The following is a 26,171-nucleotide window of genomic DNA, read 5'->3' as shown; positions in this document are numbered from 1 at the left end:
ATTTCTTAATGGTGTTTTTTACCTATTTCATAAAAATGCGCAACAATTAGTACCATAATGGTTTCCTCTATATAAACGATTCAGACTTGCGGAATACTTTGCGTAGGTCTATCATATTCGCGTAATAATGGAAGTACAATTGTGGGATTGGCTTATATTATTTTACTTTCGCGTTCAAATAGTCAGCAAAATGAAAATAATACACGCCTTTTGGTTCTTATTAATAGGGATTCTGCTAATGAGCGGTTGTGAAATGTTTGATGTTCACCCCTATGACGGTGACATTAAAGGTAAAAGGGATATTAATATCAGCAATATCCAACGCATTGAAGAAGAGATGCGAGATAAGGATACCATTCGCTACGCGCTAATCAGCGATTCGCAGCGCTGGTATGATGAGCTTGATGATTTTGTCGATTTTGCGAACAACAGAGATGATTTAGATTTTATCGTACATACCGGCGACTTAACCGATTTTGGTGTTACGAAGGAGTTTTTATTACAACGCGATATATTGGAAGGTCTCCACAGGCCCTATGTGGCATTGATCGGTAACCACGATGTTCTTGCAAACGGTGATGATATCTTTCGTATTGTGTTCGGCCCGTTGAATTTCAGCTTTATTGCAGGGCGTACTAAGTTTGTATGTTTAAATACGAATGCTTTGGAGTCGGATTATTCCAACCCCATCCCTGACTTTTCCTTTATCCAAGCCCAGCGAGATGCTGACAAAGATAAGTTTGACCAAACGGTTTTTGTTATGCATGCGAAACCAACTTCGGAGCAGTTCAACAACAATGTAAAGGATGTATTTCAATACAGTATTAACCTATTCCCGAACTTACTTTATGCAAATCATGGGCATGACCACCGCTATCAGAATGAAGACATCTTCAATGATGGCATTTACTACTACGGCACGCCGAACATAGGAAAACGCCAATTTCTACTTTTCACGATCACCAAGAACAGCTATACGCATGAAATCATCTCTTTTTAACGCTAAGTTTTTTACGCTCATTTTCCTTTTGTTGTTCTTGTCCGGCTTCGCCTCTGCCTACGTGAAGGATACGGTATATCTTGATAGCACGGCGCTCGTAGAAAAGAAAACGCGTCAGCTAAAAAAGGCCTCATTTACCTTAGTTCCTTCCAATTTTGTTACTCAATTTGCCGGATCGATCGGTTTGATATCGGTTGGAGCAGGTTGGGATCACGGTCGCAAAGACCAGTGGGCTACCGAATTTATGGCCGGTATTGTTCCTCGTTATGATACCGATCGCGCGAAGGTTACCCTAACCCTTCGACAAACTTACACGCCGTGGAAAATCTCGCTCAACGAACGTTTCGCTTACCAGCCCCTGCGTACTGGATTATACATCAATACCATGATTGGCGATCAATTTTGGTTTGATGCTCCTGAGAAATATCCGAGCAATTATTATACTTTTTCGACAAAACTTCGTTTCAACGCATTTATAGGGCAGGGAATTGAATATAAAATTCCCTCATTCAGCTCCTATTTCGAAGGCATAAAATTCTTTTATGATATTCATACCAACGACCTGATGCTGATCAGCAGAATTCAAAACAGCTATCTGAAAGCACAAGATTACTTGGGATTATCCCTGGGATTAAAACTTCAGATTAGAAGGCGTTAAAAATATTCTGTATTTTTAAAAATGTCATTATACAAAGATCAAACCCTGAAGGAAGCCGTCCTCAATCTTCCGCAAAAAGAGAAGGACAAATTGTTGATTCGACTGATCAACAAGGATAAGATGCTGGTCAAACAGCTGCATTATGAGCTTCTGGAGGATGAATTGGATCTGGAAGACCGCATCACTGATCTGAAAAATAGGCTAGATCGCCATTTTGAGCTAGCGCAAGCTTCCATCAAGAACCTGCCGATGTATAGTAATTACAAACAACTGCATGCTTATTTACGACAAGCCTCCGGTCTGGTGAATGAACATGAGAAAATTACTAAGGATAAATTTAGTGTTGTCGAGTGCAGGTTGATTATCCTGGAAGATGCATTCGACCTCTTCCCCCGTCTTTTCGAGCCCTCGGCATTAGCGCCCGCATTGAAATTACAGAAATACGTGCAGGGACGCATCAAGAATGCGATGACTTCCTTTGACAAACTGCATGAGGATCTGCAATTTGACTTGCAAGATCAAATGACCCGCGTGATAGACTTCGCCCACGACCACAGCCTGTAGTATCAATAGCAAAACATAAATTTTTGTAACTTTGCAAAAATATTCTCACACGTGAACATCCAAGACCTTTTAGAAAAATACAGTCAATCCGAACAAGTTCATTCCATTAAGGAAAATATACAAGCGCGAAATCCGAAGATTCAGCTAAAAGGGCTTATTGGTTCGTCCGATGCCATGCTGGCTGCAGCCTTGTATGCGGAAGAAAAAAGGATGAACGTCTTTGTTCTCCCTAATCACGAGGATGCCTCCTTCTTTTTGAGCGACTTGGAAAGCCTGTTTGATAAGCAAATCTTATTTTTCCCGGCTTCCTACAAGAAAGCTTTCGATATCAGCATTATCGATAGCGCGCATGTTTTGCAACGTGCGGAGACGTTAAGCTCCTTGAACCATAATTCGGAATTACCACGTATCGTAGTGACTTATCCCGAAGCGATCTCCGAGAAGGTGATCAACAAGCAGGACTTGGAAAAGAACACGCTGGAGATTACGCAGAATATTAAGCTCAGCATTGATTTCATCAATGAGTTCCTCTATGAGTACGATTTCGAACGTGTAGATTTCGTCTATGAACCAGGGCAGTTTGCCATTCGCGGTGGAATCGTCGATATCTTCTCGTTCTCCAATGACCTCCCATATCGTATTGAGTTTTTTGGTGATGAAATTGAAAGTATCCGAACCTTTGATATTGAATCTCAACTTTCGGTCAGCAAAATACATACAGTTACTATCGTCCCGAACGTTCAGGCTAAGTTTCTATCTGCCAACCATATTTCTTTGTTGGAATACATCGACAAGAACGCCATTATATGGGCAAAGGATGTGCAGTATAGCTTAGACATTATTAAAGAAGGCTATAATCGTGCTTCTAAATTCTGGAAGGCGCTTTCTGAACAAGATATTCAACGCAACCCAGATTGGATCGACCCACGTTTTACCTTTACCGATGAGAAGAATTTTGCAGCCATGCTGTTCGAGTTTCCTGTCATCGAATTTGGCAAACAGTTTTACTATAAAGCAGATCACACGATCAACTTCGATATACATCCGCAGCCATCTTTCAATAAGGATTTCAATTTACTGATTCATAATTTCCATGAAAATGAGAAGAATGCAATCAAGAACCTGATCTTCTCTGATTCGACCAAACAAATCGAGCGTATCTATGCCATCTTGGACGATTTGGACAAGACCATTAGCTTTACGCCCGTTTACAAGGCTTTGCGCGAAGGATTCCGTGATGATGAGCAGAAGTTGGCCTGCTATACCGATCATCAAATCTTTGATCGCTATTATAAATATAAGCGCCGCAAGGGCTATGAGCGTTCGCAAGCGATTACCTTAAAAGAGCTGAGCGAACTAAAACCAGGCGATTATATTACTCATATTGACCATGGAGTCGGCAAATATGCAGGTTTGGAGAAGATTGATGTGAACGGCAAGACCCAAGAGATGATTCGCCTGATCTATGCTGACAATGACTTGCTCTACGTCAATATCAACTCCTTAAACCGTATTTCCAAGTACTCCGGCAAAGAAGGCACCGTTCCGAAGATGAATAAACTGGGGACAGATGCTTGGGAAAAATTAAAGAAAACTACGAAGAAGAAGGTTAAGGATATTGCCCGTGACCTGATTCAATTATACGCCAAACGTAAGGCCCAAACCGGCAATGCGTTTAGCCCCGACACTTACCTGCAGCGCGAGCTGGAGGCTTCCTTCATCTATGAGGATACGCCCGACCAGGAAAAGGCTACCAATGACGTGAAGAAGGATATGGAATCGCCACATCCGATGGACAGATTGGTTTGTGGTGATGTTGGTTTTGGCAAGACAGAGGTGGCAATACGTGCCGCGTTTAAAGCTGTTGCCGATAGTAAGCAGGTTGCGGTATTGGTTCCGACAACCATCCTCGCCCTGCAACATTACAGAACCTTCTCTGAGCGTCTGAAGGGATTGCCGGCTAACATTGACTACATTAACCGCTTTAAGTCTTCAAAACAGATTAAAGACAGCTTAAAACGCTTGGAGGAGGGCAAGATTGATATCATCATCGGTACCCATCGATTGGTAAGCAAAGATGTGAAGTTCAAAGATCTGGGGCTGATGATCATTGATGAGGAGCAGAAATTCGGTGTATCGGTGAAAGAGAAGCTGAAAGTGATGCGCGCCAATGTGGATTCATTGACTTTGACGGCTACTCCAATTCCTCGAACCCTCCATTTCTCACTGATGGGTGCTCGCGATTTGAGCATTATCTCCACGCCACCACCAAACAGGCAGCCTGTGCAAACAGAACTGCATGTTTTTAACGATGCACTGATCAAGGAAGCGGTAAGTTATGAGTTGGATCGTGGCGGACAGGTCTTCTTTATCCACAACCGTGTCGCTGATCTTCCGCAATTGGGCATGCTGATTCGTAAGCTGGTACCCGGGGCGAAAGTCGGTATAGCGCATGGACAGCTAGAGGGGGATGAACTCGAGGATGTGATGTTGAAGTTTATCAACCATGATTACGATGTACTGATTGCAACCACTATTATCGAAGCGGGTCTGGACATCCCAAATGCGAATACGATTATCATTAATCAAGCGCATATGTTCGGCTTGAGCGACCTGCACCAGATGCGCGGCCGCGTGGGCCGCTCCAACAAGAAAGCATTCTGTTATTTGTTGAGCCCGCCATTATCGACTTTGACGAACGAAGCCTACAAACGCCTTTCGGCAATTGAAGAGTTTTCGGAACTGGGCTCAGGATTCAATGTGGCGATGCGCGACCTGGATATCCGCGGATCCGGTAATCTATTGGGTGCGGAGCAATCTGGATTTATTGCAGAGATCGGCTTCGAGATGTACAATAAGATATTGGATGAAGCCGTACAGGAGCTGAAGGATGATGAGTTCGGCGAACTATTCGCAGACGACAAGGATAGAAAGTATGTGACTTTTACGCAGATAGACACCGATTTGGAAGTGCTCATCCCCGATGAGTACGTGACGAATATCTCCGAGCGCTATAATCTGTATAATGATATTGCGAAGTTAAAGAATGAGACGGAGCTACAGGCATTTGAACGCGAACTGGTCGATCGTTTCGGACCTATCCCTGCGCCTGTATTTGAGCTATTCAATACCTTAAGATTGCAATGGCTAGGGAAAGAGATCGGCTTAGAAAAGATTTCCTACAAGAAAGAAACATTGAAAGGATTCTTTGTGAGCAATACCAAGTCGAGCTATTATCAATCTGAGCAGTTTGGGAAGGTATTGGCCTTTATTCAAAGACATGCCAGCATCAGTAACCTGAAGGAGGTAAAAGGACAGCTTCGTATTGCTATCAGCAATGTGAACAGCATAGAATATGCGATTAGCCTGTTGTCTGAAATGAGGTAGTTAGGGTTTTATAGCAGTTTGATAAAGGAATTTTAAATAGCCCAAGCTAAACTTAATGAACGCGCTTGCTTTTTTTCGAGATCTGCGAATACGGATGAGGTTCTTTTTCAAAATACGATGTTCTATTGAGCAGCTAATTTAGCCTTCAATAGAACATCATTCAATCCCTGTAAATGGGTATTTTAGTCTGCCGTTAGGAATACGGCATTTGCCATAATTACCTTTCCATTTTCCCAGAAATTACGGAACAACACATTATCGGTTAAGTAGATGACAGAACCCTGCCCTACTTTCTGCTCGGCAAATACTAGTCCATTCTTTAATTTTTTCGCTAAATTGTTTCCTACAAAGCCGCTCATTTTTGCTCCTTCGTTGATATAGCCGACATTCCATCCTTTGCCTGCTTCGAAGTATTGATAAAGATTTGCATCCTGTTTCAAAGTGAAGTAATCTTTGATACCGAACATCAAGGGATGCGAGTTGTCAAATGTTACTTTATAGATGGCTCCCGCCGTGTATTCTTTTAGCGATTCGCGCTCGCGATCGCTATATTTCTGCAATGGAGTTGCTTTGCTCTTCGACACAGAGTCTTGCTTTAATGGCTTCAAAGCACTCCACTCCTGCGAGGCTAACTGCCCGACTGCAGATTCAAGTGCAATTACTTTTCCTCCTGCACTTAACCAGGAAGCGAATCTTGCGGCTTGCGCTTTATCTTTCAAAAAAGGGTGTGTACCGTTCGCTAACACCACGACATCGATTTCTTCCCATTTAACGCGTGAAAAATCTAAAGGATTAACCAGGGCAATTGGATAGTCTAATTGCTCATCAAAATAATGCCATACCTCGCCAACATTGGTAGCACGAAGTCCCTCGCCAGCAAACATCATGATCTTCGGTGCTTTCAGCGTTTTCACGTCCGAGCTTCCTAAATCCTTGCCGCCTTCTACAATTCCTGAGCTTAGGTTATAGACTTTCACTTGCAATCGATCGGCATTTTCTTTCAATAGCTGATCTAGCTTAACCGTCTGATTGGCATTCTTCATAATTAGAATAGAGCCTTTCGGAAACTCTTCGCTTCCAATCTTGAAAGATTGTTCGGAGGATTTTAAGCTCACTTTATTCTTCAACAAGGCAGCGGTTAACTGTGCTGCAGAGAAACCATCCCATTTTATGGCGTAACCAAACCCAGCGCTGCTCTCATTGCTGATCTTGGCAAGCTGATAGGGTTTTAAATTGCTAGTTTTGGTGTGAGAAGCGATCGCCGGGATGCCATATACGTAAGGCAACGACCAAGCTGTAATATCATAAGTAACCGAGTCTGTTAACTTAGCTTCCGGTTCAAATAGAACGCGTACTAAGGCTGCCTTGGCTTGATTGCCCGGGATCACGACATCATTGGCTGTTAAGCTATGTGATTGCTCTTTCTTGCTGAAGTAATCTAAGCCTCTCACGGATCCAGTAGAACTGTAATAGTTGATTTTGTTCTTATCAAGAAGGTTCAATAACGCTCTGATTCTTCCATCGCTAGCCTGGTCATATTTGAGTACGTAGGTATGATATGAAGACAGTTTTCCAGCAACAGCATCGTCTCCAAACTTCTTGAACTCTTGAACTACCCTCTCCGCGTTTGCAGATACGACATCGACCACATTGAGTCCGGAGGCATGATGCTGAATAGCGCGATCTACTAAGGTTAAAGTATCGCGGTCGTCCATGTAGACGCCTAAGCCAGCGGATCCATTTCCCGCCTTCTCATAGGTCATGCCGATAGACCCTGAATACAAGGGATAGGTGTCTCCGTAGGACGGATAGAATAGGTCGAAGCGCTCTTTGGTGAAATATAGCCAGCCTTTGGAGTCGAAATAATTTGCATTATGCTTTCCTATGGTCGTCTGAAACTCTCTTTGCCATGGGGTAATGACCTCATGGAAAGGTTCGGCAGCTGGCGGAAAATAATATGGCGAGTTGATTCCTTGCTCATGGAAATCGACGTGGATATGTGGGAGCCATTTGTTGTAAATAACGGCGCGCTGTGTGCTTTCCGCTTGTGTCTGCCATGCCCAATCTCTATTCAAGTCGAAATAATAATGATTATATCGTCCACCAGGCCAAGGCTCGCGGTGCTCTCGAGCATATAAATCAGGATTGTAATTCTTCCCGACCACGCCATTATGGAAGTTCGCATAACGCTCTGTCCCATCCGGGTTTAAGCAGGGGTCGATAATGATCAAGGACTTATCTAACCAGGCTTTTGCCTTTGTGTTCGCAGGGTTCACTAATTCAAATAACGTCATCATCGATGCTTCGGCCGACGACGTTTCATTACCATGCACGTTGTTGCTCATCCAGATAATAGCGGGCATATTGGTTTGTCCAGTTCCTTCTAAAGCATGCGCCAATCGAAGATTATTGGTTCGGATGTCTTCGAGTTTACTGATGTTGCTCGCTGATGAGATGTAATAAACACGCATGGGGCGTCCTTCAACGGAAGTGCCATAGGCTTCTGATTTCACTTGGTTAGGGACCTGCTCAGCAACATGGTCATAATAGGCCAGGATTTTCCAATGGGGAGTCACGCGGGTTCCGACTTGATAGCCAAGAAACTCCGCCGGTGATTTTATCTGCGCATTGCTCAAAGAACAGCATGCACATAGCAAGCAAAGTATAAAATTCTTCATACGAGTAGGTTAATAAGCAATATTCATTTGAATATTTAGGACTTGAAATTAACGATTTACGCGCTATTTTTGCTAATTTCCATCTCATTTATTTCAATCTACCGATCATGTCACATTTAGAAACGGACCTTATACATCAAGGAAGAGCCTTCAACGAGAGTAAAGCGGTTGTTACGCCTATATATCAGACCTCCACTTACTACGCTGATGAAGACTTGCAGCAGTATATCGTTGCAGCGACAGAAACAAAACATCCTACATTCTACCATCGCCATGGCAATCCAACGAACTCACAGGCGGCGGTAATCCTCGCCAGCTTAGAGAAAACTGAAGATGCATTATTATTAGCGACGGGAATGGCAGCCATCAGCACCGCTATCCTTGCCGTAGTAAAAGAAGGAGACCATGTGGTCACTCAAAACTCGCTTTATTCGGGCGCGATGCTATTTTTTAAAGAATTCCTAAGCGACTATGGCGTCACAGTTACGCATGTTGATCAAACGGATAACACAGCCTTTGAGCGTGCAATTCAGCAAAATACGAAATTGATTTATGTGGAAACACCTTCCAATCCAAACCTTGATGTGACCGACTTGGAATATATAGGGCAATTGGGCAAGAAACATGGAATTACCACCATGGTCGACAATACCTTTGCTTCGCCTATCAATCAAACGCCTTCAGACTACGGGATTGACATCATTGTGCATAGCGCAACGAAATACCTTGGCGGCCATAGTGATTTAACGGCAGGCGCAATAGGTGGCAGTAAAGAGTTTATTCATAAGGCATGGCGCAGGTCGCTGGTTTTAGGCGCATCGCTAAGTCCATTTGACTCCTGGCTTCTGCTTCGCGGCATGAAGACTCTTTCTATGCGCGTAAAACAGATCAACAGCAATGCTCTTGCCCTCGCGGAATGGTTTGAAAAACATCCTGCGATTAAACATGTCGCTTACATTGGTTTGAGATCGCATCCGCAATATGAATTGGCGGCCGAGCAGATGCGTGGCGGAACAGGTATGCTTTGTATCGAGATTGTCGGCGATGAAGATCAGGCCTATCAGCACGCGCAGCAAGTTTTGAATAAGTTACAAATCTTTGCCAATGCGGCAAGCTTGGGGGGTGTGGAATCTTTAGTGGTGCATCCTGCAAGTATGTGGGGGAGCCATCATGATAAATCGCAAAAGAAAACCTCGGGAATAACGCCCGGAATGTTGAGAATATCGGTAGGGATTGAGCATATCGATGATTTAATTGGCGATTTTGAAGAGGCTCTGGAAGGGATAGGATAAATTGAGAAACGATAAATAAAGGAATTGGCTGAAATAGTCAATTCCTTTTGTGTTTTCGGATGGGAATAATATTCTCCCAGACATCATCAAAAAATGGGATGAAGGAAAAGATTATCTCTACCCTATTCCAACTCAAGAACTTGAATTAAACCCTCAGTTGAAACAAAACCCAGGATGGGCATCTTCAGGAACATAGAACTCACAAAAATGAAAAACATCGTAAAATACTTATCGATTATCGCTATTGCTTGTGTATCCACACAAGCAGTAGCTCAAAAAAAGATTAAAATCTTATCTTATAATGTACTATACGGACTGCAGAAGGATTCTACAGCCAACATCGCTCGCTATGTCGAATTGGTGAAAGAGCTAGACCCCGATATAGTCGCTACCCAAGAAATGAACGGTTGGAAGCAAAAAACATTAGAAGAGTTAGCGAAACGCTATAACCATCCCTATGCTTTGCAATCAAAAGAAGAAGGCTTCCCGACCGCACTTACTTCGAAAAAGCCAATGGTCAACTTCAAAAAAGTAACCGAGAATATGTGGCACAGCTATATCTATGCGAAGATAGAGGGAATACACATTTTCGTAATCCACTTCTCGCCATTTAGCTATAAGAAACGTTTGGAAGAGGTGGAGAACATCATTGCACAGACCAAAGAGCTCAATCCTAAAGAACCGATCCTGATTATGGGCGATTTCAACTCCTTATCTGAATCTGACAGCAATAACTATGACCAGGCGGTGCTAGCATCCATGAAGGAACAGGAAATAAAGCGCGAACAGGTTCGCAACCTGAACAATGGGGCGATTGATTATTCCGTGTTAAAAAAATTGGAAGACGCAGGATTTTATGATTCCTACAAGGTATTGAACAAGAATTTTGAAAGCTCCGTTCCAACCTTCAAAAGTGGGGAAGCTAAAATTAAGCAATCTAATGCAGGAATCGGAAAGCGAATAGACTTTCTGTGGGCAAACGAAACAGCAAAGAAGATGCTTACGAAGAGTATTGTGTTGAAAAATGAGAAAACACACATCATTTCCGACCATTACCCAGTATACGTTGAGCTAGAGCTACGCTAAAAAATATCAACAAGCTCCCTTAGAAGAAAACATCGCTAAGGGAGCTTATTTAACAGTTCCTTTCGGAAAACCATCGAATCCTTATTAAGCCATTATTTCAGCCAATGGCTATACAAAATGACCATAGCTTTCCTGCACCAACCTCGCCAATTCCTCTACCGGAATTGAAGGCTGATGTTCCCCGGTCACAAACCAAGACCTATTCGAAGGATCGAACCTAAGTTCGTAAGAAATTCGATCATCCTCGGTAATATTAAAACCATGGCTCTTAAGATCATATGTTGCATGGAAAGTGATCGTCCGATCAGAAAGCTGCTTCTCAAATATTCTAGTTAAATCCATAGACGGTTTTATATTTTTTTGTTTTTTATATGTTCATTTGCACGACAGGCCGAAAAATAAAAACGGCACTTAGCAAGTTGATTTAAATTGAAGACACCATCAACATCATTCACAAACACCATGCCCTCTCCTCATCCGATATGCGCAAATGTTAAGCTAAATTAATTCCTTACCAAAATATGGTGTACAAGGCCGCTGTAATTCCCAATACCAGCAATGCGCCTACCGCAAAACCAGTCTTTGTCTTGAACATCGTTGTATCCACTTCCAATCCATTCGGAGCTACGCCGCGTTTATTCTCATAAATACTGATAAAGTACATTCCGATTACACAGAACAAGAATACAAAACCAACGCGATCGATAAACGGTATTTCATAAACACCATTCACCGGAATAGCGAAACCCGTAGATGCCAGAAAAGATAGGTCCATAAACTGAGGCAAGAACTTCAATACGATCGACATTAAGAATCCGCCGATAGTCGCAAACAGGGCGGCATTCGACGTCGTTTTCTTCCAAAAGAAACCCAGCAAGAACATCGCAAAAATACCTGGCGAAACAAAGCCGGTATACTCCTGAATATATTGGAAACCACCCTTCTTATCAATTCCCAAATGCGGCGCAATAATAATCGCTAAGATCATGGAAACGATGATAGTGATCTTTCCCACGTTCACCAACCTCCGCTCAGAAGCATTTTTATCGAATATCTTTTGGTAAATGTCTAGCGAGAAAATCGTCGCAACCGAGTTTGCTTTTCCGGCAAGCGATGCCACAACAGCAGCCGTTAATGCCGCAAATGACAGACCTTTTAGACCTGTAGGCAACAAACTTAGCAACACCGGATAAGCTCTATCCGGATTTAGCTCCCCGCTTGCCATCATTTCCTGTTGGAACAAGCCATCATTGTACAGCACAAATGCTGCAATTCCAGGTAATACCACAATGATCGGCATCAATAACTTTAACACTGCAGCAAATAAAAGCCCGTTTCTTGCTGTTCCTAGATCAGCTCCTAATGCGCGCTGCGTGATGTATTGATTACAGCCCCAATAACTAAGATTGATCACCCACATACCACCGATCAAGACACTTAAGCCCGGAAGATCGATGTAATTCGGATTATCAGGTTTTAAGATCATATGGAAATGATCGGCAGCTTTTTCATGCACGATATTGAAGCCCTGTAGGATCCCCTCGCCACCAAAGTGGTCAGAAACCAAATTTAAGGCAAGATACGTGGTAGCAAGCCCACCCAGGATAAGGAAAAATACTTGGATGACATCGGTATACCCAATTACTTTCATCCCCCCTAAGGTGATAACGATGGCAAAAACCGCCAATCCGATCATACAAAGTTGAAAATCTAAACCCGATATACTCGACACCGCCAATGCCCCTAAAAACAAGATGGAAGTAAGGTTGACCACGATATAAAGCAATAACCAAAAGACCGCCATAATCATCGAGACCGTTCCATTATACCGGACATTCAGGAACTGCGGCATGGTGAATATCTTGTTCTTAAGGTAGACAGGCAAGAAAAACACCGCAACGACAATTAAAGTCGCAGCAGCCATCCATTCATAAGTCGCTATCGCCAACCCGATCTTAAAACCCGAGCCGCTCATACCGATAAACTGCTCCGCCGAAATATTGGACGCAATAAGCGAAGCTCCAATTGCCCACCAGGTTAGTGACCCCTCGGCAAGAAAATAATCCTTAGAATCGCCTGAAGCTGATTTCTTCTTATAATAAATGTAAAGTCCATAGCCCGCAACGATAGCGAAATAGCATAGGAATACGATATAATCTTTAGTTTCCATGGATTATTGAACTGAGAATTTATAAACAGATTTGGTCGAATAGCTGTCGCCGGGATTAAGGATGGTCGACGGGAAGTTAGGTTGGTTTGGCGAGTCCGGGAAATGCTGCGGCTCTAAGCAGAAGCCCGTCCTGAAACTGTCTTTATTGCCGTTCTTCAGGGTTACTTTTTCTGCCATAAAGTTTCCGGAGTAAAATTGAATGCCCGGCTCTTCTGTATAGATATCCATCACAATGCCAGACTGATCTCCAACAACCTTGGCAGCATGATTCAGACCGTCGACTTTTGTGCCATTCAACACAAAATTATGATCAAAGCCTTTGCCAAAAGTCAGTTGCTCATTAGCAACTTCAATGTCTTTGCCAATGCTTTTCGCGCTCGTAAAATCAAATGGCGTTCCTTTAACCGAACTAATCGCTCCTGTTGGAATCAGTGTGCTGTCCATCGGTGTCATCTGATCCGCAAATAGCGTCAATTGATGATTCAAGATGGAACCACTACCCTCCCCGTTTAAATTGAAATAAGCGTGGTTGGTCAGGTTGATAACCGTCTTTTTATCAGTCGTAGCATGGTAAGCAATCGTCAGTTCATCATGATCAGACAGACTGTAAGTCACTTCAATTTTGATATTACCAGGAAAACCCTCGTATCTATCGGGCAAGGTGTGCGAGAAAACAACGCTTTTCTCGTCGATTTGTTTAGCCTCCCAATTCGCAAAATGCAAGCCCTTAAATCCACCATGCAAAGTATTCTTACCATTGTTCGTAGGCGTCGTGTATTGCTCCCCATCAATGCTGAACTTCCCGTTTGCAATTCGGTTGCCGAAAGGGCCAACTATTGGTCCAAAGTAGGGCTCTTCGGGATTGTTATACAGCGAAGCCTTGCTAAATCCCAAAACAACATCAGTCATAGCGCCATCTTTATTTGGAACTACAAGTCCAACGAGGCGGGCGCCAAAATTGGTCAAATAGGCAGTCGCTCCCTTGGCGTTCTTTAAAATAAATAATCTTACGGCTTTACCATCTATATCTTCATTAAACTGCGCGGAGTCAACTAGCTCTTTGCTACCCGTGGGTGATGGGCTGGTTTTATCTTGTTTTGTTCCCTGCTGGCAAGATAATAGAGCCAACAAAGCACAACCCAGGATTAGGTTGATTAGTTTCTTATTCATCAGATTGTTTATAATCGTGTATCTAATATACGACTTCCGTTCCATTATCAATGGCGACGAAAATAGCCGCTAATTCCAAGTCAAATCTCGAGCGGTAGCCTTCGGACAAGGCTTCAACTAATTGAGGGCCAAATCCCTTTTCTACGATATTGATGGTGCAACCACCAAAACCGCCACCCATCATTCTTGCCCCCTTCACCTGTTTAAATTGCTTCGCCCGGTCCACTAGGTAGTCTAGTTCCGCACAGCTCACTCCATATTCCTTGCTCAATCCCTCATGGGCTAGGAATAGCTGCTCGCCAAGGGCAGTAATATCGCTTGCCTGTAAGGCTTCGCATGCTCTATTTAGACGTTCATTTTCTTCCAATACAAATCTAGCCTTCGAATAGGCTTCCGGATCAACAGGCTTTACCAGTTCGTCCAACTGCGCTATGCTGACATCGCGCAAGCTCTTCACCTGCGGGTATTTAGCCTGCAGCAGACCTACCGCATGCTCGCAAGCATGACGACGGTCATTGTATGCAGAAGATGCTAAAGCATGCTTTACATTGGTATTAAGAAGCACAAGCTCATGGTTCCCCAAATCTAAGGGCACGTAGGTATAGCTAAGGTCGCGACAATCCAAACGGATTACATGCCCCGCCTTGCTCAATACCGAAGCGAATTGATCCATAATCCCACATTTCACCCCCGCATAGGTATGCTCGGCCATTTGCCCCATTTTAGCAATGGTGACGCGATCAAGATTCAACCCATACAATTCGTTCAAAGCATAACCCGTTGCACATTCTACTGCAGCCGAGGACGATAGACCAGCCCCTACAGGAATGTCTCCGTCGATATACAAGTCAAATCCAGATAGGCTAAGCCCCTTATTCTCTATTTGCTGCACTACGCCCAGTATATAGTTCGGCCAACCTTGCGCCGTCGGCGCAACGTCTTTCATTGAAATCGCAAAATTCTCTTTAAAATCTTCCGCATAAAGGTTGATGAGATCATCCTCCCGTTTCCTAACTACGACATATACTGCTTTATCGATGGCAGCGGGCAATACGAAGCCCTCATTATAATCGGTATGCTCGCCAATAATATTGATTCGCCCTGGAGATTTAACAACAAGGTCAGGATTCTTTCCAAAAACATCCTTAAAACGCGATTCGAGTATATGCTTATCGATCATCTATTGAGCCTTATAATGGGTGGTACTTTGTTCTTTAATGATTTCTGCAGCACGCTCAGCGGTGATATCTCGCTGTGGATTGGCCAACATTTCATAACCAACCATAAACTTTTTAACCGAAGCAGACCGCAATAGCGGTGGATAAAAGTGCATATGCCAATGCCAATGCTGCTGATCTTCACTATTGACAGGAGCCTGATGCATCCCGGCGGAGTATGGAAATGATGTGTTGAAAATATTGTCGTAACGGACAGTGAGTTCCTTTATGGTCTTGGCAAGATCTTGCTTTTCTTGGTCAGTAAACTGACTAATATCTTGTACATGTCTTCTTGAAACCATCATCGTTTCGAAAGGCCAGGAAGCCCAATAGGGAACCAGTGCCACAAAGTGCTCATTAGCGATGATCACGCGTTCATCTTTTCGCTCTTCTAGATCTATATAATCGGCAAGTAAACTCCTTTGATGATCTTCGAAGTATGCACGCAGTTGTATATCTTCTTTTATAATTTCTACAGGAAGGCTACTCTGTGCCCATATCTGACCATGCGGATGCGGGTTGCTGCAGCCCATGATCGCCCCTTTATTTTCGAAAATCTGTATGTATTTGATCCAATCATCGCGACGCAATTCCACAAACTCCTGCTGCCATAAATTCACGACCTTTTTGATATCCTGAACTTCCATTTCTGGCAAAGTAAGATCATGTCGAGGACTAAAAGCAATAACTTTACAGATCCCCCGCTCGGTCTCCGCAATCAATAGACCATCCTCATCGATGAATGTGCTTTCCGTATCGGGAAGCAAGGCAGAGAAATCATTTACAAAAACAAAACTATCCTTATAATCTGGATTTAAGGTACCATCAGCGCGTTGATTCCCAGGACATAAATAACAGGTAGAATCATATTCCGGACGTTGATCTGCAGAGGTTTCCTCCACTTGCCCTTGCCAAGGCCGTTTACTTCGATGCGGGGATACGAGGATAAATTCACCCGTAAGTAAGTTTAATCGTTTGTGTGGATTTTCGTTTATTGTTGGTTCAGGCATGGGTTTTTGCTCTTCTTTTATCTAAAATACAAAATACAATGATAAGTCGAAGAACTAAGTGTTTATTTTACACTTTAGTCGTAGTTATTAGTAGTTAGTATTTAGTAATGCGAATTAAGGGTTGAAATATATTGGAAAAATCTTCTTAAAAAGAGGGTCGAAAACTTGTATAAAAGCCTGATTATCAGTATATTTATAATGTTCCTTACGCATTATAAAAGAACATGATCAATCAGGCCAAGGCTCTAAAATTAATAAAATTATACCAGTATGTGTGTGATAAATATGACAGTGAACTGCAATATTACTGTCAGCGATTTTCAAACAATAACAAACCTGACTTTACTGATCAGGAGGTTTTGACCATCTATTTATTCAGTGTGCACGAGGAACAGCGGCTAAGGATCAAGCAGATCCATAAATTCGCCTCGGATTATCTGATGGATTGGTTTCCCAAGCTAACTTCATACGTAGCATTCAACACCCGTATCAACCGCCTTTTTGATGTTTTGAGATCTCTTTGTCAGTCAGTTATAGAGGACTTTGCACCAGAGGAGTGCTCCAGAGAATTTTCCCTACTGGACTCTATGCCCATCATAACCTGCAGTGGGACTAGAAGGGCAAAGGTAGCTCTGGAGATAACGGATAAAAGCTTCTGCTCAACGAAGAGGCTTTGGTATTTTGGATTAAAGCTTCATGCGCTCAACAGCTATAACAAATCCACGCTGCCTCGTCCGGAAAGCATTGTAATAAGCAAGGCATCTGAAAGTGACCTGAACATATTTAAGGAGAATTGGGCATCCATCGCAGGTAGGACGTTCTTTGGTGACAAGATATACCGTGACGCCCCGTTCTTCGAGTGGTTTTATAAAGAAAAAAAATCAATTATGTATACTCCGATAAGGGAAACCCAAGGAAAACCAGATTGTTTAAAAAACAGGGATCGTGCTTATAATGACCTGTTTTCAAGAGCAGTATCTAAGGTAAGACAACCAATCGAATCCTTTTTTAATTGGATAAATGAAAAAACACAGATACAAAACGCAAGTAAGGTCAGATCTACCAAAGGACTATTAGTACATGTGTTCGGTAAATTAACAGCCTGTTTCATAAAGCCTATTTTCAACCCTTAATTCGCATTAGTAGTTAGTATTTAGACCTAAGGCGGCATTATATAATTTGCCATTTTGACATCAACAGTAGTGATAAGTTCCTAAAACCCTTCCTTTACCTGTTACACCTCGCAAGCCTAACGTGAAATTAAGTCGGATACGTAGAATCTGTAATATGAATAATACTGACCGCTCATTCCCACCTCTATAATGCGTAAACGTGGCCATTGGATTTATGCTCAGTTAATGAAACGTTATCGAACATTAAGATTAATGCTTATTTTTAATAAAATCATTGCACTTTCTAACTAACAGCTCATAGTATGGAACAGGTATCGAATCCAACATCGTACTTCAAGATCGATGGCAAAGACTACCCAATTGATTAGCAACAAACCTCGTGGACCATTGCCGAACTCATTGGGACCTTATATACACAAATTACAGTTGATATAAGCACTATTGAAAGCGAACAAAACGACAAACTTTTCGATACTTATAATCCGGATAACAAACTAAAAATTTCATTCGAGGCATTAAGAATTCACGAGAATGGAACTCCAACAGGAGTGATTTCGTTCGAAGAAGATAAAAATCTACGAGACCACACCAACTTTAGCAAGGATGGGTTTGAATATTCACTAGATTTTTTCGGTAGAGTCGAATATAAAGACGGCTGGGTATTAGTCGATGGTAAATGGTCTCCCCCTTATAACGATGTTCCCGAGTTTGCACTACAAGTCGCTGTTCAATTGGATTCCAAATGTTTGAATTGGGAATTCTATCGTTTCAAAAGTTTGGAAGAAACAAACTCCGCCAATCCATCGGATGTACGCAATTTAGAAATTATAAATCCAACGTTCAAAACGTTACCAAATGAGGTTTACACATTCAAAAACCTTGCTTATCTGACGATTACAAATCGTGGAAATTTTATTGACCAAACTAAATTAGACTTTTTCGAATTCGACGAACGATTGGTAGAGTTGCGCGAATTAATCACGATTCATATAAACGGAACAAGATTGCAACATTTGCCTGAAGAAATCGGCCACCTACAAAACTTAGAAAGATTGTCTATAAATTTTTCTGAGCTCAAAAACTTACCTGCGTCGCTTTTCTCTTTACCCAATATGAAATATCTTGCGCTTCAGAATAACGCTCTCGAAAGTATTCCTGAAGAGATTAACTTGCCTTCTCTAAATACGTTGGACGTTATAGATAATCAACTTACAACACAACCTGTTTCGTTGCTAAAACAAGATTCGCTAACCTCCATTCAGGCTAATGGAAATCCTTTAAAAAATTCACCTCCTGAATATAATTCATTCGACGGATTAGAACTCGATATTGATGACAAAAGACGATTACTCGACTATAGCTATCATGGCGCCGATGGTAAAGGTATGCTGGCCTGGAATGAAAATGATTTCCTTGCAGAACAAGACAAAGACCTGATTGCCCCAGTAAATAAAATAATCGATAAAAATAAATTAACTCGTGAACGCGAATCTATCCTTTCGTTGATAAAAAAGTCAGTAGGATTTAACAATACATCAAAAGATAATTATGCATTGATAGGAAATCATCGATTTGGAGGATATCCAGATCTCCCTCAAACAATTCCATTCCCGACTTTTTGTAGTACAGATGAGCAAAGAACTATCACTATGAGTTTATCGCACAAATAAACTGCAAAAGTATTGCAGAATTGCAGACCTATCTTCCTCGTACCGGGACCTTATTTTTCTTTTTCAAGAGTTTTCATTTTTTCGGATACGACGACGAAGATTTGGCAAAAGTGCTGTATGTCGAGGACAACAAGACATTAGAATCGGGAGGACGATTCCATTTCGAGGAAGAAGATTTTTTCGAATTGTTCAATGGCCAGTACACAGCATATAAAGCAGATGCTTTTTTACTGAATTCTGCGCCCTCATCTTACGCGTACCATCAAAACAAATACTTATTGGAAGGCAAAGGGAAATCTTTGCTACAACAAGGGGAATTACTTGACGAATTGTACGATAAACTTGAAACTCCTATTTTGGATCTCAAAGAATTTGACTACGCGATGAATTGTTATGCATTTACGCAACATGAGTCACCTGAATTACAAGCATCGCTGACTTGGAAAGGCATTCCCCAAGATTGGGTGATTTTGCTGTTGGTAAAATCTCGAGGCGATTTTCAATGGGGAGATGCTGGAGATTTGTTTTTTGTAATCCACAAAAGCGATTTGACTAAAAAAGACTTCAGCAAAATATTTGTCACAAAGGTAAGTAGTTAGCAACCACCCAACTTGTTGGGAAACAACGAAAAAGTATCTACATTCATACTTTTCAATTGTTTCTATTGAATTATATACCCCCTAAATGCTGGTTCAGACTAGATATTGGACTATTCTACTCATCCCTTAACCCTTCCTTTGCTAGTTCAGCTAAGCAAATCCTCAGCCCCTCGACACCTACGTTCAAGCACTTACCATTCATAGGCTATTCACTCCCCTATCATAACCCTTTCGAAGCGGCTATGATGGGGTTATGAAAGAGGAGTGAAAGGGTTTTATAAGGGTTTTGAGTAAACGAAGAAACGTACTGTATAAAAGGATGATTTGTCTGACTAGGAAAGGAAAGATTTCAAGAGGACCAAGATCCTGACCATCCTTGCACCTTCCTTTCCTGATTCAGACTAGATTGTAGACCTTAGAAGTAGAAATAAGCCCCAACAAATCTTCCTCGCATCCCATATTCAAAACTACCCTCTTTCCCTCCAACCATAACATCCCGTCATAGGTCTAACTACTAACTTCTATAACAAAAGCAATTCCTTCAAACAGATAACAGGCTTTGTCCCTTTAACGACCATCTGCAGGTCAGATTTACGTTGGCTATCGTAGTATAATGACCAGGTAGTAGCCACCGTAGACACTAAGTTTCCTTTATTGTCTACTACCGCTGCTCCAGATGAACCGGCAGCAAAGTCTGCTGTGATTTCCATTTCAGGGTAACTATCTTTGGAGCCGTATCTGGTATATCGGCTATATTTTCTAGCGACAATTCCTTTCGAGAAGAAATCGAAGAGCATATGCGGATGGCTCAAGACAAAGACCTCCGAACCGATCTCTGCGTCCGGCCCAAGTGCTAGGGGCACCAAATTATCCTTGCCTACATTTAGCTTGACGATGGCTAAGTCCATATCTTGATTGGCAGAAAGAATCTCCGAGACGGCATATACTTTCCCATCCCATGTCATCACTTGCAAGGAAAGCTTCGCCTGTCCGTTTGTCTGTGGTTTTACGAATGATTCTACGACGTGGTAGTTTGTTACGAAGATTCCCGATTCATCTATGATATAGCCCGAAGACGGAGCTATATGCGTACGGGCGCATTTTCCACATAAGTAAGCGTCTGCAACAATAACCGTCGATAATTTCAACTTTTTAACAATTTCTTCGGAACTGAGCACCTTATTGTTTGGCTTTACGGCCTTAATCTTTACTTTTTTATTTATGCTCGCTTTGAGCTGTTCCTTTGCTTGCTGCGGCGTCAGGTGATTTTTGCTGGCGATAATGGAATCGGCCTTGTTTTCTAAGGTCAATAAGATTGCCTGATTGTCGGGATAGGCATTTTTCTCATCTGCGGTAAGCGGGCGGAAAGATTGCGCTTGTGCGCTATTTTGGGAGATGAAAATCCCAAGTGTAAGAAGAGCTAATCCACTCTTCCATATGCTATTGATTGTCATTATATATTTTTGAAAATTTCTTTAATCTCTGCGGAACTCGGTCTTGGTGCTTGATAGTAGATTAGTTTGCCATCTGGCCCGTATAGGATGAAATGAGGGATGCCACGAACGTTCATCAATTTATCGAAGGAAGAATCGCCTAGCTCCCACTGTGCGCCATGTAGGTCCAATTCCTTCATCTTATTTTTCCAAGCTTCTTTATTCTCATCCAAAGAAATGCTGACGAAGGCGATATTCTTTTCTGCGAAAGTCTTTTCTAATTCTTTTAAATAAGGAACTTCTTTGATACATGGAACACACCAAGACGCCCATAGGTCGATGTAGATATACTTACCTTTAAAAGCTTGCAAACTAACCTCCTGCCCTTGCGCATCTTTAAATTTAATGTTGGGCATTTCGCTACCAATGGCAGTGTAACGCAAGTTTGCGAAATCTCTAAGCATTCTTTCAGCAGCTTTCTTGTCGTTGATATGTGCTAGGTGCTGCTTCAGGTCTTCGATATCTTTCGCAAATTGCTCTTGGCTTGTCAATCTATACGAGGAAACATAGCTGGCAAGATCAGATTTAATCAGGCCATCGACTAGTTTTTCATTATTGAACGTTTCCTTGATCAATGCTATCTTGCTCGGCAAATAGACCTTATCGCGTTTTGCGATTCCTTTGCTTTTCAAACGAGAGTCGATTAACTGGTTTAAGTTGCCAACCCCGTTGTAGAACATAAAGATCTGTTCGCTATCCATCGTTGCCAATAAGTCCGCAGGCAAGGTTTTGATTTCGCCAGCGCGGTCCATTGAAAACAACGCGGATAAATAGCTATTGTAGGACCATAGTTTGAGATAATCTTTGACCTCTTTGTTCTTCAGATTCGGTGTTGAAGCCAGCTGTTGTGCCTTCTCCAGGTAAGAATTTAAGAAAGCCGTTAGATTTTCCTTCTTAGGAGGATTGACAAAGCTTTCACGAATACGCTGGTTGATAAAACCGGCATAGTTGATCAGGGCACTGTTCTCTGCACTGGTCTTTTTCGATAACGAATGGATATAGCTCGTATCATTGTAGGATAGCTGAAGTTCTTCCTTCGCCTTCGGGCTTAGAAATAAAGGAAATGTTGCTCCCAACTGCTTATTACGTGCTTTAGGCATAAACATCACTTGATACCAAGAAGAAGACTGATCCTCATTCTTCCAGGCGAATGAGCCGTCCTGAGCAATGGGTAACTCTTGCGTAGACTCGTCGTTCTCAGGGTTTGCCAACAAGGGTGAAATTAAGACAACGTAGTTGCTGTCTAGATTGATCTTCCCTTTTACGGAGCTGGCTTTCTGCTGTGCCGATATCTGGGTAAAAGGCAGAATAAGTAGGGCTATTAAAAGCCCTACCGTATGGTGATGATGAACTACTCTCATTGAATTAGATTTTCTTTTTGTAAAGCATACGTACCGCTTTATCCGACACATTTAAGAAAGAGGTTATCTTTCTACCGTTTTCGATGTTGTAAACCAATACTGATCCTTTATTACCTGCAGCGGCAGCATCATAAACAGCAACGAAAAGCTCATTACCACTCAAGCTGCGCTCCATTGCGGTAATCTCTCCAGGGATATCAATGGTTATGAATGGTGTTGACGACAGGTCTTTGCTTGAGTAAAACCATTGGTAAATGCTTTTTCCCGATACATACAAAAGATTGAACAACTTATCGTTTACCAATGTCAGTGACGCTTTATTTAAGAGTTGATTGGTCGATGTAAATGTTTCTTTCTCCAATATTTCCAATGGTGTTGAGAAATATACCTGAATGTATGGCCCGAATACGGTTCTGCTCCATTGGTTAGGATTCTGCTTCGACTTAGTCAACGTATATACGCGATTGTTGGCAAAGAAGAACTGTACAAGGTCTTGACCTTCGAATTCATTCAAAGAACTTGATTTGGTGTACCAAATATTCCATAAACGCGAATTGGCATTATCCCAGTAATAGTTTGACGTAAAGTTCATGTCCGGAACAAACTGTGTTTTGACTTCCAATTTGACATTAGCATCAAACGAATTATCTTTCTGAATCAAGAATTCGTTGGTCGCCAATGAATAGAGTTTACCTTCCTTCGTCAATACTTGTGCTTTGGTCGCTGTGGTATTTGGTATATTCAAACGGTAGGGATTGAAGTCCGGAAACTCAGGCGCGGTAACTTTTGTCTCTACTTCGAAGGTATTATGGTTCAACAGCGTGATTGTTTGATTGCCGATAGTCGAAACAAAGAGCTGGTTATTACGGCGTACGATATCGGTAGGCTGGTTTCCTAAAGCCGCTCCATCATTATTGATCGCAAAGGCATCGCGTTCGATTTCATCCACTTTCGTTTCCGAAATTAATTTATTTGCGTGCTTACGGATAAAGGTAATCGTCGCTTTTTGCTCCGGAGACTCTCCTAAGATGATCAAACCCTCCTCGTAAGGCGAATTGACATTCAGTTTGAAGGTCTTAAAAGAACTACCGTCCTGGTTGCTGACTTTGAGTCGTACGATATAGGATCCTAATTTGTCGCCTTTGAACGTGAAGTCTTTTTCTCTTGAAACGATCTCATGGTCTACTTCCCATTCGTATTCCAATGCAAGCTTATCATCCTGCTGCGTAATGGTCGGTTTAAAGTTGACGGTTTCATTCTTATCCATGTCCAATACATCTGTAGGTACATTGGCAAGCTCAATGGCTATTTCCGATATTTCCCTCGTATCTACGGTCGTATGATCTTTATAGCAACTCTGGATAAGCAGCGAACCTACGGCCATCCAAATAACTAATATATTTTTCATTTTCATTATTCTAGGTCTTTAAACGATTTAATAATTAGCTGGCTTCGGTATCACCACGCCCAACTCTGGATTATCCTCCATAAAATACTTGTAGAGCGGTGCTAGTACATATTTCTGCAAACTGAAGTCGTAACTCCATGCCCAGCCGTAAGTAACATTCACCAGGTCTTCACCAAACTCCTTGACCATCGCGTCATACGTACTTGGCGCTGTATTTTTCATGTCGCGGAACAGCTCAATGAACTTCACATAGGTCAGCGGATTCCAATTCCCTAATTTGTAGTCTGGCCAAGTTTGATTTCCCGCATAATCTTTCCAGTCCGGGCGTTCGACACGGTTGTTGAAATAAACGACCACCTTCTTGAAGTTCTCGTTGACCGGTTTAAAGTTTTGGTCTTCCTCCAAATTCAACTCTACTTTGTAGGTATTTTGTTCGAGCGATTGGCGATCTATTTTGATCTGTAAATATGCGTTGATAGAATCTGCCTTCACGACCAACTGATCTGACAACTGGTAGTGAACATTGGCTTGTGCGGTCGTATTAGTTGGATTCACTTTGACCGTGAAATTTCTATCGGATTCCGATGGAGTCCCCATAATACGAAGAGGAATTTGCAAGGTATGCGATTCAACTTCCAAAGGAGTGACTCCAAAGGAGTAATTGATACTATCTTTTTGGAAATAGATCCCTTTTATATCTTGATCATCGACGACTAAGCTAGATTCCTTACAAGAATATAAGAACATTCCTGCCACGGCAAGAAGGCTTAATAAGGTTATATTTTTATAATTCTTCATGACCTGTTTCATTAGTTGTTAAATTCTTTCTCTGCATCCGGGATAGGCCACACGTAGATGGCATTGCTTGCTGGAATCTTTATGTTAATAGTGCTCATGATATCCAGGTTGCGGCGCTTCATATTAAAGAAGGTTTGTCCTTCCCCGATAAACTCTTTATAGCGTTCGGCGTCGATACGTTCTTGCGTCAGTTGAAGCGCAGGATCGCGTTCGCTTAAGCCTTCCAATCCGCGAGATTTCAAGACCGCATCAAAATACGTCTGTGCCTCTGTTGGGTTTTTGGAAAGAAGAGCTTCCGCCATGATATAATACATTTCTGGTAAACGAATCATGTTGATACCGGTAATGGCATTCGCAGGGCGTTGAAAAGCATTATCATTTACTTGGAACGGATCCACAAGCTTTACAAAGCGGTAGTTGCCGCCGGACATAGTTGGCATTTTGATATAGCCTTCCCAGCGATAGTCATGACCTTTCTCTTCCAACGAATAGATATTTCTGATATCTTTTCTTAGGTTATAGGAAAAACGGGTTGTTTCTTGATAAAAGCGTTCATAGACCGTTGTGTAATATAAATCGGAATATAAACCGAAGATGGCTTCTTTGGGAAACAGTATACCTCGGATTTTTGCCTCAGCAATTTCCGTTTTATCCAATAACTCAAACTTCTGGGAATCGATTACCTTTTTCGCATAGATTGCTGCATTATCCAAGTCGCCTTTTGTGAGATATACACGTGCTAGAATAGCCTGCACAGCATAAAGGTTGAAGTGGATATCGCGATCCTTGATAAAAGGTTCCGCAGGATTTGCCTTTGGATAGGTAAAATAGTTCTGATCCTCGGCTAACAAAGCTTCTGCATCTTTCAAATCAGTTATGATAGCGTCATAGACTACCGCAGCTGTACTAAATGGAGTGCTTTGCTGTGAGAAAGTCTTCACATAAGGTATGCCCGAAGCAGCTGCATTGAGCTTAATATCCTCGGTAAACAAACGTAACAACTCGAAGTGCATAAATGCACGCAAGCCTAAAGCCTCGCCTTTGTATAGGTTATAATAGCGCATACTTCCGGCGTCTTTCTTTGCTAGGGATTCCAGGATATTATTTACGTTGGAGATGTTGGTGTACATATTCTTCCAAACGTTGTTGGTCGCCGTTTCTAATAGGGTATGTTTGTAATTATAGACCTTTACCTGGTCCACATACTCGTTAGAAGGACATTCGAAGTACTGTGCTAATACCTCGATCATCTCATGCGATAATGTCTTGCCATAAAGATTGTCGGCACGCAATGAAGCATAGGCTCCATACAGTGCACTTTCAAAGCCCTCAGGCTTCTCTAATAACTTATCGGAAGGTAATTCTCCGACAGGGCGAACGTCAAGGAAACTATCACATGACGACTGTATCATCAGCATAGCGCAACATGCCGCTACGCAATATTTTTTTATAGAATTTACTCTTGTAAACTTCATCT

At 42.1% G+C, this 26,171-nt stretch carries 21 protein-coding genes; 10 read left to right on the top strand and 11 right to left on the bottom strand.

The window, feature by feature from the left end:
* Positions 1-190 precede the first annotated feature (190 nt).
* From DSM08_RS01875 to mfd, 4 genes are read left to right on the top strand one after another with little or no spacing between them, the layout of a single operon-like run.
* A complete protein-coding gene (locus DSM08_RS01875) occupies positions 191-1,000 on the top strand; it encodes a metallophosphoesterase family protein (protein WP_149524557.1) in 810 nt (269 codons plus the stop codon).
* The gene (locus DSM08_RS01870; protein ID WP_149524556.1) at positions 981-1,658 is read left to right on the top strand and encodes a hypothetical protein; all 678 of its coding nucleotides are present in this window, start codon (positions 981-983) and stop codon (positions 1,656-1,658) included. The genes DSM08_RS01875 and DSM08_RS01870 overlap by 20 nt, the downstream gene beginning before the upstream one ends.
* Positions 1,659-1,679: 21 nt before the next feature.
* Entirely contained in the window at positions 1,680-2,222 is a 543-nt protein-coding gene (locus DSM08_RS01865) for a hypothetical protein (protein ID WP_149524555.1), read from the top strand.
* 51 nt (positions 2,223-2,273) lie between these two features.
* A complete protein-coding gene (mfd, locus tag DSM08_RS01860; RefSeq protein WP_149524554.1) occupies positions 2,274-5,609 on the top strand; it encodes a transcription-repair coupling factor in 3,336 nt (1,111 codons plus the stop codon).
* A gap of 182 nt (positions 5,610-5,791) precedes the next feature.
* On the opposite strand, the gene DSM08_RS01855 is transcribed toward mfd, so the two are convergent.
* Positions 5,792-8,287 carry a M14 family metallopeptidase gene (locus DSM08_RS01855; RefSeq protein ID WP_149524553.1) on the bottom strand — a complete coding sequence of 832 codons (2,496 nt, stop codon included), beginning with the start codon at positions 8,285-8,287 and terminating at the stop codon, positions 5,792-5,794.
* Between the two features lie 107 nt (positions 8,288-8,394).
* Here DSM08_RS01855 and DSM08_RS01850 point away from each other — a divergent pair, with 107 nt between their 5' ends.
* Genes DSM08_RS01850 through DSM08_RS01840 form a run of 3 tightly spaced genes read left to right on the top strand, consistent with a single transcriptional unit; the run spans position 8,395 to position 10,665 of the window.
* The gene (locus DSM08_RS01850) at positions 8,395-9,579 is read left to right on the top strand and encodes a trans-sulfuration enzyme family protein (protein ID WP_149524552.1); all 1,185 of its coding nucleotides are present in this window, start codon (positions 8,395-8,397) and stop codon (positions 9,577-9,579) included.
* 49 nt (positions 9,580-9,628) lie between these two features.
* Complete coding sequence (locus DSM08_RS01845) at positions 9,629-9,775, top strand: RagB/SusD family nutrient uptake outer membrane protein (protein WP_246172399.1); 147 nt, start codon at positions 9,629-9,631, stop codon at positions 9,773-9,775.
* A gap of 11 nt (positions 9,776-9,786) precedes the next feature.
* Positions 9,787-10,665 (top strand): endonuclease/exonuclease/phosphatase family protein, encoded by an 879-nt coding sequence (locus DSM08_RS01840; RefSeq protein ID WP_187773958.1) that lies wholly within the window; start codon positions 9,787-9,789, stop codon positions 10,663-10,665.
* Positions 10,666-10,773: 108 nt separating this feature from the next.
* Here DSM08_RS01840 and DSM08_RS01835 read toward each other — a convergent pair whose 3' ends face one another.
* The 5 genes from DSM08_RS01835 to DSM08_RS01815 form a co-directional block, all read right to left on the bottom strand.
* Entirely contained in the window at positions 10,774-11,007 is a 234-nt protein-coding gene (locus DSM08_RS01835; RefSeq protein WP_149524550.1) for a hypothetical protein, read from the bottom strand.
* Between the two features lie 169 nt (positions 11,008-11,176).
* The gene (locus DSM08_RS01830) at positions 11,177-12,835 is read right to left on the bottom strand and encodes a sodium/sugar symporter (RefSeq protein ID WP_149524549.1); all 1,659 of its coding nucleotides are present in this window, start codon (positions 12,833-12,835) and stop codon (positions 11,177-11,179) included.
* 3 nt (positions 12,836-12,838) lie between these two features.
* A complete protein-coding gene (locus DSM08_RS01825; RefSeq protein ID WP_149524548.1) occupies positions 12,839-14,005 on the bottom strand; it encodes an aldose epimerase family protein in 1,167 nt (388 codons plus the stop codon).
* A gap of 22 nt (positions 14,006-14,027) precedes the next feature.
* The gene (gene galK, locus DSM08_RS01820) at positions 14,028-15,185 is read right to left on the bottom strand and encodes a galactokinase (RefSeq protein ID WP_246172397.1); all 1,158 of its coding nucleotides are present in this window, start codon (positions 15,183-15,185) and stop codon (positions 14,028-14,030) included.
* Positions 15,186-16,232, bottom strand: a complete 1,047-nt coding sequence (locus tag DSM08_RS01815; protein WP_149524547.1) for a UDP-glucose--hexose-1-phosphate uridylyltransferase — start codon at positions 16,230-16,232, stop codon at positions 15,186-15,188.
* Between the two features lie 224 nt (positions 16,233-16,456).
* Here DSM08_RS01815 and DSM08_RS01810 point away from each other — a divergent pair, with 224 nt between their 5' ends.
* From DSM08_RS01810 to DSM08_RS01800, 3 genes are all read left to right on the top strand, one after another.
* Positions 16,457-17,365: a transposase gene (locus DSM08_RS01810; RefSeq protein WP_149524546.1), complete on the top strand. Its 909-nt coding sequence runs from the start codon at positions 16,457-16,459 to the stop codon at positions 17,363-17,365.
* A gap of 548 nt (positions 17,366-17,913) precedes the next feature.
* The gene (locus DSM08_RS01805; RefSeq protein WP_187773957.1) at positions 17,914-19,035 is read left to right on the top strand and encodes a leucine-rich repeat domain-containing protein; all 1,122 of its coding nucleotides are present in this window, start codon (positions 17,914-17,916) and stop codon (positions 19,033-19,035) included.
* 20 nt (positions 19,036-19,055) lie between these two features.
* Complete coding sequence (locus DSM08_RS01800; protein ID WP_246172395.1) at positions 19,056-19,634, top strand: DUF1963 domain-containing protein; 579 nt, start codon at positions 19,056-19,058, stop codon at positions 19,632-19,634.
* 521 nt (positions 19,635-20,155) lie between these two features.
* Here the strand turns inward: DSM08_RS01800 and DSM08_RS01795 are convergent.
* Genes DSM08_RS01795 through DSM08_RS01775 form a run of 5 tightly spaced genes read right to left on the bottom strand, consistent with a single transcriptional unit; the run spans position 20,156 to position 26,169 of the window.
* Positions 20,156-21,088: a S1 family peptidase gene (locus DSM08_RS01795; RefSeq protein WP_149524543.1), complete on the bottom strand. Its 933-nt coding sequence runs from the start codon at positions 21,086-21,088 to the stop codon at positions 20,156-20,158.
* Positions 21,088-22,488 (bottom strand): TlpA family protein disulfide reductase, encoded by a 1,401-nt coding sequence (locus tag DSM08_RS01790; protein WP_187773956.1) that lies wholly within the window; start codon positions 22,486-22,488, stop codon positions 21,088-21,090. The genes DSM08_RS01795 and DSM08_RS01790 overlap by 1 nt, the downstream gene beginning before the upstream one ends.
* 4 nt (positions 22,489-22,492) lie before the next feature.
* On the bottom strand, positions 22,493-23,896 hold the full coding sequence (locus tag DSM08_RS01785) for a PKD-like family lipoprotein (protein WP_187773955.1): 1,404 nt from the start codon (positions 23,894-23,896) through the stop codon (positions 22,493-22,495).
* Positions 23,897-23,923: 27 nt separating this feature from the next.
* Positions 23,924-24,694, bottom strand: a complete 771-nt coding sequence (locus DSM08_RS01780; protein ID WP_187773954.1) for a DUF4843 domain-containing protein — start codon at positions 24,692-24,694, stop codon at positions 23,924-23,926.
* Positions 24,695-24,705: 11 nt separating this feature from the next.
* Positions 24,706-26,169: a RagB/SusD family nutrient uptake outer membrane protein gene (locus DSM08_RS01775; RefSeq protein WP_149524539.1), complete on the bottom strand. Its 1,464-nt coding sequence runs from the start codon at positions 26,167-26,169 to the stop codon at positions 24,706-24,708.
* Positions 26,170-26,171 lie beyond the last annotated feature (2 nt).

It is taken from the genome of Sphingobacterium hotanense (assembly GCF_008274825.1).
In the GTDB taxonomy this organism is placed as follows: domain Bacteria; phylum Bacteroidota; class Bacteroidia; order Sphingobacteriales; family Sphingobacteriaceae; genus Sphingobacterium; species Sphingobacterium hotanense.
This window is presented reverse-complemented; position numbering and strand designations above follow the sequence as displayed.

What these genes read in the sequence shown, in the direction of transcription:
- DSM08_RS01875 (WP_149524557.1), top strand. Translation starts at nt 191, where the DNA reads ATGAAAATAATACACGCCTTTTGGTTCTTATTAATAGGGATTCTGCTA.
- DSM08_RS01870 (WP_149524556.1), top strand. Translation starts at nt 981, where the DNA reads ATGAAATCATCTCTTTTTAACGCTAAGTTTTTTACGCTCATTTTCCTT.
- DSM08_RS01865 (WP_149524555.1), top strand. Translation starts at nt 1,680, where the DNA reads ATGTCATTATACAAAGATCAAACCCTGAAGGAAGCCGTCCTCAATCTT.
- DSM08_RS01855 (WP_149524553.1), bottom strand. Translation starts at nt 8,287, where the DNA reads ATGAAGAATTTTATACTTTGCTTGCTATGTGCATGCTGTTCTTTGAGC.
- DSM08_RS01850 (WP_149524552.1), top strand. Translation starts at nt 8,395, where the DNA reads ATGTCACATTTAGAAACGGACCTTATACATCAAGGAAGAGCCTTCAAC.
- DSM08_RS01840 (WP_187773958.1), top strand. Translation starts at nt 9,787, where the DNA reads ATGAAAAACATCGTAAAATACTTATCGATTATCGCTATTGCTTGTGTA.
- DSM08_RS01835 (WP_149524550.1), bottom strand. Translation starts at nt 11,007, where the DNA reads ATGGATTTAACTAGAATATTTGAGAAGCAGCTTTCTGATCGGACGATC.
- DSM08_RS01830 (WP_149524549.1), bottom strand. Translation starts at nt 12,835, where the DNA reads ATGGAAACTAAAGATTATATCGTATTCCTATGCTATTTCGCTATCGTT.
- DSM08_RS01825 (WP_149524548.1), bottom strand. Translation starts at nt 14,005, where the DNA reads ATGAATAAGAAACTAATCAACCTAATCCTGGGTTGTGCTTTGTTGGCT.
- galK (WP_246172397.1), bottom strand. Translation starts at nt 15,185, where the DNA reads ATGATCGATAAGCATATACTCGAATCGCGTTTTAAGGATGTTTTTGGA.
- DSM08_RS01815 (WP_149524547.1), bottom strand. Translation starts at nt 16,232, where the DNA reads ATGCCTGAACCAACAATAAACGAAAATCCACACAAACGATTAAACTTA.
- DSM08_RS01810 (WP_149524546.1), top strand. Translation starts at nt 16,457, where the DNA reads ATGATCAATCAGGCCAAGGCTCTAAAATTAATAAAATTATACCAGTAT.
- DSM08_RS01795 (WP_149524543.1), bottom strand. Translation starts at nt 21,088, where the DNA reads ATGACAATCAATAGCATATGGAAGAGTGGATTAGCTCTTCTTACACTT.
- DSM08_RS01790 (WP_187773956.1), bottom strand. Translation starts at nt 22,488, where the DNA reads ATGAGAGTAGTTCATCATCACCATACGGTAGGGCTTTTAATAGCCCTA.
- DSM08_RS01785 (WP_187773955.1), bottom strand. Translation starts at nt 23,896, where the DNA reads ATGAAAAATATATTAGTTATTTGGATGGCCGTAGGTTCGCTGCTTATC.
- DSM08_RS01780 (WP_187773954.1), bottom strand. Translation starts at nt 24,694, where the DNA reads ATGAAGAATTATAAAAATATAACCTTATTAAGCCTTCTTGCCGTGGCA.
- DSM08_RS01775 (WP_149524539.1), bottom strand. Translation starts at nt 26,169, where the DNA reads ATGAAGTTTACAAGAGTAAATTCTATAAAAAAATATTGCGTAGCGGCA.